Annotated in this window: 11 protein-coding genes; 10 read left to right on the top strand and 1 reads right to left on the bottom strand. The window is 70.7% G+C overall.

Annotated elements, in window-relative coordinates:
* Positions 1-132 precede the first annotated feature (132 nt).
* Entirely contained in the window at positions 133-636 is a 504-nt protein-coding gene (locus P3T39_RS09035) for a transcriptional regulator (protein ID WP_014134541.1), read from the bottom strand.
* 346 nt (positions 637-982) lie between these two features.
* Here P3T39_RS09035 and pyrR point away from each other — a divergent pair, with 346 nt between their 5' ends.
* The 10 genes from pyrR (at position 983) to mihF (ending at position 12,737) form a co-directional block, all read left to right on the top strand.
* Positions 983-1,579 carry a bifunctional pyr operon transcriptional regulator/uracil phosphoribosyltransferase PyrR gene (pyrR, locus tag P3T39_RS09030; RefSeq protein WP_280696838.1) on the top strand — a complete coding sequence of 199 codons (597 nt, stop codon included), beginning with the start codon at positions 983-985 and terminating at the stop codon, positions 1,577-1,579.
* A gap of 87 nt (positions 1,580-1,666) precedes the next feature.
* Positions 1,667-2,971, top strand: a complete 1,305-nt coding sequence (locus P3T39_RS09025) for a dihydroorotase (protein ID WP_280696837.1) — start codon at positions 1,667-1,669, stop codon at positions 2,969-2,971.
* Entirely contained in the window at positions 2,968-3,531 is a 564-nt protein-coding gene (locus P3T39_RS09020) for a hypothetical protein (RefSeq protein WP_280696836.1), read from the top strand. Before P3T39_RS09025 ends, P3T39_RS09020 begins: the two co-directional genes overlap by 4 nt.
* Positions 3,528-4,703, top strand: coding sequence for a glutamine-hydrolyzing carbamoyl-phosphate synthase small subunit (gene carA / locus P3T39_RS09015; RefSeq protein ID WP_280696835.1), 1,176 nt, complete (start codon positions 3,528-3,530; stop codon positions 4,701-4,703). Before P3T39_RS09020 ends, carA begins: the two co-directional genes overlap by 4 nt.
* A 2-nt stretch (positions 4,704-4,705) precedes the next feature.
* Positions 4,706-8,014, top strand: a complete 3,309-nt coding sequence (gene carB, locus P3T39_RS09010) for a carbamoyl-phosphate synthase large subunit (protein WP_280696834.1) — start codon at positions 4,706-4,708, stop codon at positions 8,012-8,014.
* A gap of 70 nt (positions 8,015-8,084) precedes the next feature.
* Positions 8,085-9,185: a quinone-dependent dihydroorotate dehydrogenase gene (locus tag P3T39_RS09005; RefSeq protein ID WP_280696833.1), complete on the top strand. Its 1,101-nt coding sequence runs from the start codon at positions 8,085-8,087 to the stop codon at positions 9,183-9,185.
* 307 nt (positions 9,186-9,492) lie between these two features.
* Complete coding sequence (locus tag P3T39_RS09000; protein ID WP_280696832.1) at positions 9,493-10,341, top strand: dihydroorotate dehydrogenase electron transfer subunit; 849 nt, start codon at positions 9,493-9,495, stop codon at positions 10,339-10,341.
* Positions 10,341-11,312, top strand: coding sequence for a dihydroorotate dehydrogenase (locus tag P3T39_RS08995; RefSeq protein ID WP_280696831.1), 972 nt, complete (start codon positions 10,341-10,343; stop codon positions 11,310-11,312). Before P3T39_RS09000 ends, P3T39_RS08995 begins: the two co-directional genes overlap by 1 nt.
* A complete protein-coding gene (gene pyrF / locus P3T39_RS08990) occupies positions 11,309-12,145 on the top strand; it encodes an orotidine-5'-phosphate decarboxylase (RefSeq protein WP_280696830.1) in 837 nt (278 codons plus the stop codon). Before P3T39_RS08995 ends, pyrF begins: the two co-directional genes overlap by 4 nt.
* 265 nt (positions 12,146-12,410) lie before the next feature.
* Positions 12,411-12,737, top strand: coding sequence for an integration host factor, actinobacterial type (mihF, locus tag P3T39_RS08985; protein ID WP_280696829.1), 327 nt, complete (start codon positions 12,411-12,413; stop codon positions 12,735-12,737).
* Positions 12,738-12,792: the final 55 nt, after the last annotated feature.

Here is a 12,792-nt window from a genome sequence, read left to right as displayed (position 1 = left end):
CCGGGTTGGGGGGGGGGGGTGGGGGGGGGGGGGGGGGGGGGGTGGGTGTTGGTGGGGGGGGGGGGGGGGGGGCCCCCCCCGGGGGGGGGGGGCCCACCCCGCCGTGACGTTTCTGCACAGCTGACCGGAAGGTCAGCCGGCGTCCTCCTCGCGGACCGCGCGCCGCGCGTCCGGGTTGAGCACGCCCCAGCTGATCAGCTGCTCGGTGAGGATCGACGGCGACTGGTCGTAGATCACGGCCAGCGTGCGCAGGTCGTCCTGGCGGATCGAGAGCACCTTGCCGTTGTAGTCGCCGCGCTGGCTCTGGATCGTGGCTGCGTAGCGCTGCAGCGGGCCGGCCTTCTCGGACGGCACCTGGGTCAGTCTCTCCAGGTCGAGCACCAGGCGCGGCGGCGGCTCGGCCGCGCCGCCCGGGGTGCCACCCGGCAGCAGTTCCTGCACCGGGACGCCGTAGAACTCGGCCAGCTCAGCGAGACGCTGCACCGTCACCGCGCGGTCGCCGCGCTCGTACGAGCCGACCACGACCGCCTTCCAGCGCCCCTGGGACTTCTCCTCGACGCCGTGCAGGGAGAGCCCCTGCTGAGTGCGGATCGCTCGGAGCTTGGCCCCGAGTTGCTTCGCGTAGTCGCTGGACATTGGTCTCCCCGGACGAGATTGCTTCGCGTTGAGTGTCGAGTCACGAGGATCGCGGGTGGGTGACCGCTCACCCGACCACTTCACCGGTGGGTGCGTCGGCCGTCTCGTAACTCACTGTGAGATTACGTAGAGTGAGGTAGCTGCGTCAAGCCGAATGGGGCAGTCGTGCGAATAGTGCAGTCCCGCGCTGTCAACGGACCACGCCGGACCGGGCCGGTCTGCGGTGGCGCAGGGCGCCGCAACCGCGCTGTTAGGATGGCTGGAAGCTCTGGGTGCTGCCCGGGGCCACCCCCCAGACATCCTTTAAAGCCCGTCCCGTGAGGCGGGGAAGGAGGTCGGCTTCGGCATGACCACACGCATTGACTCCACGCGTCCGCCGCATCAGGTGCTGGACGCCACCGACATCGCCCGGGTGATCACCCGGATCGCCCACGAGATCGTGGAGCGCGCCAAGGGCGCGGAGGATGTCGTCCTGCTCGGCATCCACACCCGAGGGGTCCATCTGGCCCGGCGGCTCAGCGCCAAGCTGACCCAGATCACCGGCCGCGACATCCCGCTCGGCACCCTGGACATCACCATGTACCGGGACGACCTCCAGCTGAAGCCGGCCCGCGCCGCCGAGCACACCGAGATCCCGGCCGACGGCATCGAGGGCAAGCTGGTCGTCCTGGTCGACGACGTGCTCTTCTCCGGCCGCACCATCCGCGCCGCGCTCGACGCGCTGAGCGACATCGGCCGCCCGCGCGCCGTCCAGCTCGCCGTCCTGGTCGACCGGGGACACCGCGAACTGCCGATCCGGGCCGACTACGTGGGCAAGAACCTGCCGACCTCGCTGCGCGAAGCCGTCCAGGTCAGGCTTATGGAGGTGGACGGCCGGGACGCCGTCCTGGTCGGCGACCGCGACTACGCCGCCCGCTCCACCCAGGCCATCGCCGGGGAGTGAGGGGATGCGCGACACCCCCGCCGGCCATGTCCGCCGCCAACCGCGCCGCCGCTGTACCACCCCGCACCAACTCCCCGGAGCCGCCCTGTGAGTAGCTATCTGATCCGCAATGCCAAGATCCTCGGCGGCGCCCCGCAGGACGTCCTCATCGCGGACGGCGTCATCCAGCAGATCGGCACCGACCTCGCGGTCGAGGCCGACGTCGACCTCGACGCGCACGGCCTGATCCTGCTGCCCGGCCTGGTGGACCTGCACACCCACCTGCGCCAGCCCGGCAAGGAGGAGGCCGAGACGGTCCTCACCGGCACCCGCGCCGCCGCGATGGGCGGCTACACCGCCGTGCACGCGATGGCCAACACCAGCCCGGTCGCCGACACCGCCGCCGTGGTCGAGCAGGTCTGGGAGCTGGGCAGGGCCAGCGGCTACTGCGACGTGCAGCCGGTCGGCGCCGTCACCGTCGGCCTGGAGGGCAAGGAGCTGGCAGCGCTGGCGGAGATGCACCACTCCGCCGCCGGTGTCCGGGTCTTCTCCGACGACGGCAAGTGCGTGGACGACGCGGCGCTGATGCGCCAGGCCCTCGAATACGTCAAGACCGTCGACGGCGTCGTCGCCCAGCACGCCCAGGAGCCCCGGCTCACCGAGGGTGCCCAGATGAACGAGGGCACCGTCTCCGCCGAGCTCGGGCTGCCCGGCTGGCCGCCCGTCGCCGAGGAGGCGATCATCGCCCGCGATGTGCTGCTCGCCGCGCACGCCGGCGCCCGGCTGCACGTCTGCCACCTGTCCACCGCGGGTTCGGTGGAGATCGTCCGCTGGGCCAAGGCCCAGGGCTGGGACGTCACCGCCGAGGTGACACCGCATCACCTGCTGCTCACCGACGAACTGGTGCGCTCCGGCGACCCGGTCTACAAGGTGAACCCGCCGCTGCGCACCGCCTCCGATGTGCACGCGCTGCGCACCGCGCTCGCGGACGGCACCATCGACGCCGTCGCCACCGACCACGCGCCGCACCCCTCGGCCGACAAGGACTGCGCCTGGGCGGTTGCCGCGATGGGCATGGTCGGTCTGGAGACCGCGCTCTCGGTGGTCCAGCAGACCATGGTCGACACCGGCCTGCTGAACTGGGAGGGCGTGGCGGACCGGATGTCGCACCGCCCGGCCAGGATCGGCCGCCTGAGCGGTCACGGCCGCGCGATCTCGGTCGGTGAGCCGGCCAACCTGGTGCTCTTCGATCCCGCGTACCGTGGGACCGTGAACGCCGAGACCTTCGCCACACGCAGCCGCAACACCCCCTACCGGGGTCTTGAGCTGCCGGGACGGGTCCATGCGACCTTCCTGCGCGGCGTCGCCACCGTGCTGGCCGGCGAGCTGGCCGCGCCCGAGGACCTGGCATGATCGGCCGGCTTGCCGAGCAGCAGGCCAAGGTCACCGACTGGCCCGGGTACATCGGCTGGGCGGTCGGCCTGCTGATCGTGATCGCGCTGGTCTACTGGCTGATGCGGCAGGGCTGGAACTGGCGCCGCACCCTCCAGTCCGAGCTGCCGCCGCTGCCCGCCGTACCGGAGAAAGCCGGCCCGGCGCTCTGCGAGACGAGCGGCCGCTACCACGGCACCACCACTGCGGGGAACTGGCTGGACCGGGTGGTCGCCCACGGGCTCGGCACCCGCAGCCTGGCCGAGCTCACCCTGACCGAGCACGGTCTGCTGGTCCGCCGCCCGGGGGATGTGGACCTGTGGATCCCGGCCGAGCAGCTGACCGGAGCGCGTACCGACTCCGGTATCGCGGGCAAGGTCGTCCCCTCCGGCCTGCTGGTCGTCACCTGGACGCACCAGGGCACCGCGCTGGATTCCGGCTTCCGGGCCGACCACCCTGATGAGCACGCCGCCTGGATCGAGGCGGTCGAAGCTCTTGTGACACGTACGAAGACGAAGAAGACGGAAGAGGCCGCCCAATGACCGCACCTGCCCCCACTACGCCGCGTCCCAGGCGGGAGCGAGTGCCCGCCGTGCTCGTCCTGGAGGACGGTCGGACCTTCCGTGGCCAGGCCTACGGCGCGATCGGCGAGACCTTCGGCGAGGCGGTCTTCAACACCGGCATGTCCGGCTACCAGGAGACCCTGACCGACCCCTCGTACCACCGCCAGGTGGTCGTGATGACGGCCCCGCAGATCGGCAACACCGGCGTCAACGACGAGGACCCGGAGTCCAAGCGGATCTGGGTCGCCGGGTACGTCGTCCGCGATCCCGCTCGGATCCCCTCCAACTGGCGCTCGCAGCGCTCGCTGGACGAGGAGCTCACCGAGCAGGGCGTCGTCGGCATCAGCGGTATCGACACCCGCGCGCTGACCCGGCACCTGCGCGAGCGCGGCGCGATGCGCGTCGGCATCTTCTCCGGCGTGGCGCTGGCCGAGCCGGCCGCCCTGCTGGCCAAGGTGCAGGCCGCGCCCGAGATGAAGGGCGCCGACCTGTGCGCCGAGGTCGCCACCACCGAGAAGTACGTCGTCCCGGCGATCGGTGAGAAGAAGTTCACCGTGGCGGCGCTGGACCTCGGCATCAAGGCGATGACCCCGCAGCGGATGGCCGAGCGCGGCATCGAGGTGCACGTCTTCCCGGCCAACTCGACCATCGAGGAGCTCTACGCCGTCGGGCCCGACGGTGTCTTCTTCTCCAACGGTCCGGGCGACCCGGCCACCGCCGACCACCAGGTCGCCGTGGCGCAGGGCGTGCTGGAGCGCAGGACCCCGTTCTTCGGTATCTGCTTCGGCAACCAGATCCTCGGCCGCGCGCTCGGCTTCGGCACCTACAAGCTGAAGTACGGCCACCGGGGCATCAACCAGCCCGTGCAGGACCGCACCACCGGCAAGGTCGAGGTCACCGCGCACAACCACGGCTTCGCCGTCCAGGCACCGCTGGACAAGGTGAGCGACACGGCGTACGGCCGGGCCGAGGTCTCCCACGTCTGCCTCAACGACGACGTGGTCGAGGGCCTGCAGTGCCTGGACGTGCCCGCCTTCAGCGTGCAGTACCACCCCGAAGCGGCGGCCGGCCCCCACGATGCCGCGTACCTCTTCGACCGCTTCGTTGACCTGATGGCCGGTGCCCCGGCCCGCACCACCGCAGGGAGCTGACCGTGCCGAAGCGCACTGACATCAAGTCCGTCCTGGTCATCGGGTCCGGCCCGATCGTGATCGGCCAGGCGGCGGAGTTCGACTACTCCGGCACCCAGGCCTGCCGCGTCCTCAAGGCCGAGGGCCTGCGGGTCATCCTGGTGAACTCCAACCCGGCCACGATCATGACCGACCCGGAGATCGCCGACGCCACCTACGTCGAGCCGATCACCCCGGACTTCGTCGAGAAGATCATCGCCAAGGAGCGCCCCGACGCCCTGCTGCCGACCCTGGGCGGCCAGACCGCGCTCAACACCGCGATCTCGCTGCACAAGGCGGGCACGCTGGAGAAGTACGGCGTCGAGCTGATCGGCGCCGACGTCGAGGCGATCAACAAGGGCGAGGACCGCGAGCTCTTCAAGGGCGTCGTGGAGGCCGTCAACGCCAAGATCGGCTACGGCGAGTCCGCCCGCTCGGTGATCTGCCACGCCATGGAGGACGTCCTCGCGGGCGTCGAGACGCTCGGCGGTTACCCCGTCGTCGTCCGCCCCTCCTTCACCATGGGCGGCGCCGGTTCCGGCTTCGCCCACGACGAGGAGGACCTGCGCCGGATCGCCGGCCAGGGCCTGGCCCTCTCGCCGACCACCGAGGTGCTCCTGGAGGAGTCCATCCTCGGCTGGAAGGAGTACGAGCTGGAGCTGATGCGCGACAAGCACGACAACGTCGTGGTCGTCTGCTCGATCGAGAACTTCGACCCGATGGGCGTGCACACCGGTGACTCGATCACCGTCGCCCCGGCGATGACGCTCACCGACCGTGAGTACCAGATCCTGCGGGACATCGGCATCGCCGTCATCCGCGAGGTCGGCGTCGACACCGGCGGCTGCAACATCCAGTTCGCGGTCAACCCCGAGGACGGCCGGGTCATCGTCATCGAGATGAACCCGCGCGTCTCGCGCTCCTCCGCGCTGGCCTCCAAGGCCACCGGCTTCCCGATCGCCAAGATCGCCGCGAAGCTGGCCGTCGGCTACACGCTGGACGAGATCCCCAACGACATCACCGAGCAGACCCCGGCTTCCTTCGAGCCGACGCTCGACTACGTGGTCGTCAAGGTCCCGCGCTTCGCCTTCGAGAAGTTCCCGAGCGCCGACGCCACGCTGACCACCACCATGAAGTCGGTCGGCGAGGCCATGGCCATGGGCCGCAACTTCACGGAGGCGCTGCAGAAGGCGCTGCGCTCGCTGGAGAAGAAGGGCTCCCAGTTCTCCTGGGTCGGTGCGACCGGCAAGAAGGACGAGCTGCTGACCAAGGCCCAGGTCCCGACCGACGGCCGGATCAACACCGTCATGGAGGCCATCCGGGCCGGCGCCACCGCCGAGGAGGTGTTCGAGGCCACCAAGATCGACCCGTGGTTCGTCGACCAGCTCTTCCTGCTCGACGAGATCGCCGCCGAGCTGGCCGAAGCCGAGAAGCTCGACCCCGAGCTGCTCCGCCACGCCAAGCGCCACGGCTTCTCCGACCAGCAGATCGGCGAGATCCGCGGCCTCAAGCCGGACGTCGTCCGCGAGGTCCGCCACGCGCTCGGGATCCGCCCGGTCTTCAAGACCGTGGACACCTGCGCCGCCGAGTTCGCCGCCAGGACCCCGTACTTCTACTCGTCCTACGACGAGGAGAACGAGGTCGCGCCGCGCACCAAGCCCGCCGTGATCATCCTCGGCTCGGGCCCGAACCGTATCGGCCAGGGCATCGAGTTCGACTACTCCTGTGTGCACGCCTCCTTCGCGCTCGCCGCGGCCGGGTACGAGACCGTCATGGTCAACTGCAACCCGGAGACCGTCTCCACCGACTACGACACCTCCGACCGGCTCTACTTCGAGCCGCTCACCCTGGAGGACGTGCTGGAGATCGTCCACGCCGAGCAGCAGGCCGGCCCGCTCGCCGGTGTGATCGTCCAGCTCGGCGGCCAGACCCCGCTGGGCCTGGCCCAGGCGCTCAAGGACAACGGCGTGCCGATCGTCGGCACCCAGCCCGAGGCCATCGACCTGGCCGAGGAGCGCGGCGCCTTCGGCCGGGTGCTGCGCGACGCGGGCCTGCCGGCGCCCAAGCACGGCACCGCCTTCTCCTTCGAGGAGGCCAAGGCGATCGCCGACGAGATCGGCTACCCGGTCCTGGCCCGCCCGTCCTACGTGCTCGGCGGGCGCGGCATGGAGATCGTCTACGACGAGGCGTCGCTCGCCTCCTACCTGGAGCGGCACGCCGGTCTGATCTCCGAGCACCCGGTGCTGATCGACCGCTTCCTGGACGACGCGGTCGAGATCGACGTGGACGCCCTCTACGACGGCACCGAGCTCTACCTCGGCGGCGTCATGGAGCACATCGAGGAGGCCGGTATCCACTCCGGCGACTCCGCCTGCGCCCTGCCCCCGATCACCCTCGGCGGCTACGACATCAAGCGCCTGCGCACCTCCACCGAGGCGATCGCGCGTGGCGTCGGCGTCCGCGGACTGATCAACATCCAGTTCGCGCTGGCCGGGGACATCCTCTACGTCCTGGAGGCCAACCCGCGCGCCTCGCGCACCGTGCCGTTCACCTCCAAGGCCACCGCCGTCCCGCTGGCCAAGGCCGCCGCCCGGATCTCGCTGGGCGCGACCATCGCCGAGCTGCGCGCCGAGGGCCTGCTCCCGGCCGAGGGCGACGGCGGCACGCTGCCGGCCGACTGCCCGATCTCCGTCAAGGAGGCCGTGATGCCGTGGAGCCGCTTCCGCGACATCCACGGGCGCGGAGTGGACACCGTGCTCGGCCCGGAGATGCGCTCGACCGGTGAGGTCATGGGCATCGACAAGGTCTTCGGCACCGCCTACGCCAAGGCCCAGTCCGGGGCCTACGGGGCGCTGCCGACCAAGGGCAAGGTCTTCGTCTCGGTCGCCAACCGCGACAAGCGCAACCTGGTCTTCCCGGCCCGTGCGCTGGTCGACCAGGGCTTCGAGGTGCTGGCCACCGCCGGTACCGCCGAGGTCCTGCAGCGCGGCGGCATCCCGTCCACCCTGGTGCGCAAGCACAGCGAGGGCGAGGGCCCGAACGGTGAGAAGACCATCATCCAGCTGATCCACGACGGCGAGGTGGACCTGATCATCAATACGCCGTACGGCACCGGCGGCCGCCTCGACGGGTACGAGATCCGCACCGCCGCCGTCTCGCGCGGCGTGCCGTGCCTGACCACCGTCCAGGCGATGGGCGCGGCCGTGCAGGGCATCGACGCGCTGCTGCGCGGCGAGGTCGGCGTGATGTCGCTGCAGGAGCACGCGGCGCTGATCAACGCGGGCCGTAAGTAGTCCGATTCCACGTGGGGGGCACCGCACAACGGGTGCCCCCCACACCCATGCTCAGGAAGGGCTCACCGCCGTGTACAAGCTCCTGTTCAACCTGGTCTTCAAGAAGATGGACCCGGAGAAGGCCCACCACCTCGCCTTCTTCTGGATCCGGCTGGCCGCCTCGGTGCCCGGCCTGCGCTCGCTGGTGCGCCTGGTGCTCGCCCCGCGCGACCCGCGGCTGCGGACCACCGCACTCGGTCTCGACCTGCCGGGCCCGTTCGGCCTCGGCGCGGGCTTCGACAAGAACGGCATCGGCATCGACGGCCTGTCCATGCTGGGCTTCGACTTCGTCGAGATCGGCACCATCACCGGTGAGCCGCAGCCCGGCAACCCGGCGCCGCGCCTGTTCCGCCTGGTCGAGGACCGTGCGCTGATCAACCGGATGGGCTTCAACAACCAGGGCTCCGCCCGGGTCGCCGCCCGCCTCGCGGCCCGTCCGCACACCAGCTCCACCCCGGTGATCGGCGTCAACATCGGCAAGACCAAGGCGGTCGAGGAGACCGAGGCCACCGCCGACTACCTGAAGAGCACCGAGCGGCTCGCCCCCTACGCCGACTACCTGGTGGTCAACGTCAGCTCGCCGAACACCCCCGGTCTGCGCAACCTGCAGGCCGTCAAGGTCCTCGGCCCGCTGCTCTGGGACGTCCGCAAGAAGGCGGACGAGGTCACCGCGCGCCACGTGCCGCTGCTGGTGAAGATCGCCCCGGACCTGGCCGACGAGGACATCGACGAGATCGCCGACATGGCCCTGCACCTCGGCCTGGACGGCATCATCTGCACCAACACCACCATCGGCCGGGGCGGGCTGCGCGAGTCGGCCGCCCGGATCGAGGAGATCGGCGCCGGCGGCCTGTCCGGCGCCCCGCTGAAGGAGCGCTCGCTGGAGGTGCTGCAGCGCCTGCGCGCCCGCACCAAGGGCCGCCTCGCGCTGATCGCCGTCGGCGGCATCGAGACCCCCGAGGACGCCTGGCAGCGCATCGTGCACGGCGCCGACCTGGTCCAGGGCTACAGCGCCTTCATCTACGAGGGCCCGTTCTGGATGCGCCGGATGCACAAGGGCCTCTCAGCCAGGCTGCGTGCCAGCGGCCACCGCACCATCGCCGACGCGGTGGGCTCCGCCGAGGCGAGCTGACACGGCACGGGACCGACTGGTGACAGGTGGCGTAGAGGCGTCCTGTTACCAGTCGGTCCCAGCTCGTTCGGGCGAAATTAACAGTGCCTGGTTGGTTCGGAAGCGTTTCAGCCGTTAGCGTGCGCAGCCGGAAGGTGAACCACACGTGACTCCGCCCCAACGGTCGGAGCCGTGGAGCTTCAAGCTCTGCCTGGCGGCCTCGCCCCGGGCAGGCCCTGCCTGCTGCCGCGATGGCAGGAGAGGCCAGCATACGAGTTGGCTGCGGCGTTCCGCCGCAGAAACCAAGGATTGCTCCCAAGGAGGTCTGATGGCCAACCCCGTTCAGGCGCGAGCCGAGGTGCTTTCCCGGATCACCGAGGGCCCGTACCACCGTCTGGTGCTGCTCGCCCCCGAGGCCGCGCCGCGGGTCAGACCGGGCCATTTCGCCACCCTGGCCTGCGCCGACTCCGGGATGCTGCTGCGCCGGCCGTTCTCGATCCACCGGGCGGACCCCGAAGCGGGGACGGTCGAACTGGTCGTCGCCGAGCACGGCGAGGGCACCCGGGAGCTGGTCCGTACCCGGGTCGGCGAGCGGCTCGATCTGATCGCCCCGCTCGGTACGCCCTTCCCGCTCCCGGACGGGCCGGTCTCCGCCCTGCTGGTCGCCGGTGGTTACGGCAGCGCGCCGATGTTCGCACTGGGCGAGGAGATCCGGCGGCGCGGCGGCCAGATCGGCTTCATCCTCGGCGCGGCCACCGCCGACCGCCTGTACGGGGTCGAGCAGGCCAGGGCGCTCACCCAGGACGTGCTGGTGGTCACCGAGGACGGTTCCGCCGGACTCCAGGGCCGGGTCACCGACCCGCTGGCTCAGGCGATCAAGGCGATCGACGCCAGCGTGGTGCACGCCTGCGGACCGATGCCGATGCTGCGTGCCGTCACCACCATCGCCCTGGGCCTCGGCGCCCGCTGCCACACCGCCGTGGAGGAGGCGATGGCCTGCGGCGTCGGTATCTGTATGACCTGCGTGCTGCCGGTGGTCGACGCGGACGGCGTGAGCCGCTTCGTCCGCTCCTGCACCGACGGACCGGTCTTCGACGGCGCCCGGGTCCGCTGGGGCGACATCGGCACCGTACCGGCGGATCTGGAGGGTGCCACCGCGATGGGAGGGAAGGACTGATGGATCCTCAGGATGTGGACCTCAGCGTCCAGTTCGGCCCGCTGACGCTGCCGAATCCGCTCACCACCGCCTCCGGCTGTGCCGGGTACGGGCGGGAACTGGCCAAGTTCGTCCCGCTGGACGAGCTGGGCTCGGTCACCACCAAGACGATCATGCCGCACCCGCGCTCGGGGCTGGCCACCCCGAGGATGGCCGAGACGCCGTCCGGGATGCTCAACGCGATCGGGCTGCAGGGCTCCGGGATCGACGCGTTCGTCCGGCACGAGCTGCCCTGGCTGGCCGAGCGCGGCGCCCGGGTGCTGGTCTCGATCGCGGGGGAGCGTCTTGAGGACTTCACCGAGGTCGCCTCGCGGCTCAACGGGCAGCCGGGTGTGATCGGCCTGGAACTCAACATCTCCTGCCCCAACGTCGCGGACCGCGGTCTGGTCTTCGCCTGCAACCCGGCCACCAGCTACGACGTCGTCCGCGCTGTCCGCAAGGTCGCCGACGCCGACCTGCCCCTCTACGCCAAGCTCTCGCCGGACGTCACCTCGATCACCGAGATCGCCGCCGCCTGTGTCCAGGCCGGGGCCGACGGCCTGTCGATGGTCAACACCGTCCTCGGGATGGCCATCGACCTGGACACCCTGCGGCCCGCCCTGGCCGCCGGCACCGGCGGCCTGTCCGGACCCGCCGTCCGACCGATCGCCGTGCGCTGCATCCACCAGGTGCACGCCGCGATGCTGGCCGGACGGATCCCGCCGGTGCCGATCATCGGCATGGGCGGCGTACGAAGCGGGCGGGACGCCCTGGAGCTGGCCCTGGCCGGGGCGAGCCAACTGGCCGTCGGCACCGCCCTGTTCAACGACCCCACCGCCCCCCTGCGCATCCTCGACGAGCTGCGCACCGAGCTGGCCCGACGCGGCTTCGCCAAGTTCACCGATGCGGTGGGCTACGCCCACCGTCCCACCCCTGCTGAAAGGCTCCCATGACCCTCGCTCCCTTCGGCGCCCGCCTGCGCCACGCTCTCGACACCCGTGGCCAGCTCTGCGTCGGCATCGACCCGCACGCCTCCCTGCTGGCCGCCTGGGGGCTCGGCGACGACATCGCCGGGCTGGAGAAGTTCAGCCGCACCGTGGTCGAGGCACTGGCCGAGCAGGTCGCCGTACTCAAGCCCCAGGCCGCCTTCTTCGAGCGCTTCGGCAGCCGGGGCATCGCCGTCCTGGAGCGGACCGTCGCCGAGGCCCGCGAGGCCGGTGCCCTGGTGCTGATGGATGCCAAGCGCGGCGACATCGGCTCCACCATGGCCGCCTACGCCGAGACCTTCCTCTCGCCCGCGAGCCCGCTGTTCTCCGACGCCGTCACGGTCAGCCCGTACCTCGGCTTCGGCTCGCTCCAGCCCGCGATCGACCTGGCCCGCGCCAACGGCGCCGGGGTCTTCGTGCTGGCCCTCACCTCCAACCCGGAGGGCCACGAGGTGCAGCGCGCGGTGGCCGCCAACGGTGAGAGCGTCGCCCAGAACGTGCTGTACCGCCTGGCCGCCGAGAACGCGGGTGCCGAGCCGATGGGCTCCTTCGGCGCCGTCGTCGGTGCCACCCTGGCCGAGGCCGGAGTGGATCTGGCGATCAACGGCCCGCTGCTCGCCCCCGGTGTCGGCGCGCAGGGCGCAACCGCCGCCGATCTGCCCCGGGTCTTCGGCAGCGCGGTCCGCGACGTGGTGCCGAACGTCAGCCGTGACGTGCTCAAGCACGGGCCTTCGGTGGCGGCTCTGCGTGAGGCTTCGGCGCGCTTTGTCGAGGAAATCAGCGCCGCACTGGAAAAGTGAGCAGCATCACATTGGTTGGGAAAACCTGCTTTCCGACCGGCTGATTTGTCCGGAAAAGTCCTGGTCGGCCTCGGCTGACCAGGACTTTTCGTGTTCTTTTCCTGACGTGCGCGCTCAAGTTGGGTAGTGTCCGGCGATAGGTCACCAAAGGGCTTCGCGAAGCGTTGCTCTTGCAGGTCAGAGCCATTAGGTTCCACTGCAGCCGGTGTCCTTGGCACCAACAGTCATAGCTCATCCCTTCCTTCCACATCCCGAGGTGAACGGCGTGGCTCTTCCGCCCCTTACCCCCGAACAGCGCGCCGCTGCGCTCGCCAAGGCCGCCGATGCTCGCCGGAAGCGCGCCGACGTCAAGAACAAGCTGAAGCACTCCGGTGCTTCGCTGCACGACGTGATCAAGGCGGGCAAGTCCGATGACGAGGTCATCGGCAAGATGAAGGTGTCCGCCCTGCTCGAAAGCCTTCCGGGCGTCGGCAAGGTGCGGGCCAAGCAGATCATGGAGCGTCTCGGGATCAGCGAGAGCCGCCGCGTGCGTGGTCTCGGTTCGAACCAGATCGCCTCGCTGGAGCGGGAGTTCGGCAACGCCGCCTCCTGATTCCGGCAGCCCGGTCGCGCCGTCCGGGGCCCTGTGGTCCCCGGAACGTCCGCGA

The sequence above is a fragment of the Kitasatospora sp. GP82 genome (assembly GCF_029892105.1).
GTDB lineage: Bacteria > Actinomycetota > Actinomycetes > Streptomycetales > Streptomycetaceae > Kitasatospora.
Note: the sequence above shows the minus strand (reverse complement) of the source record. Positions and strands in the feature narration are given on the sequence as shown.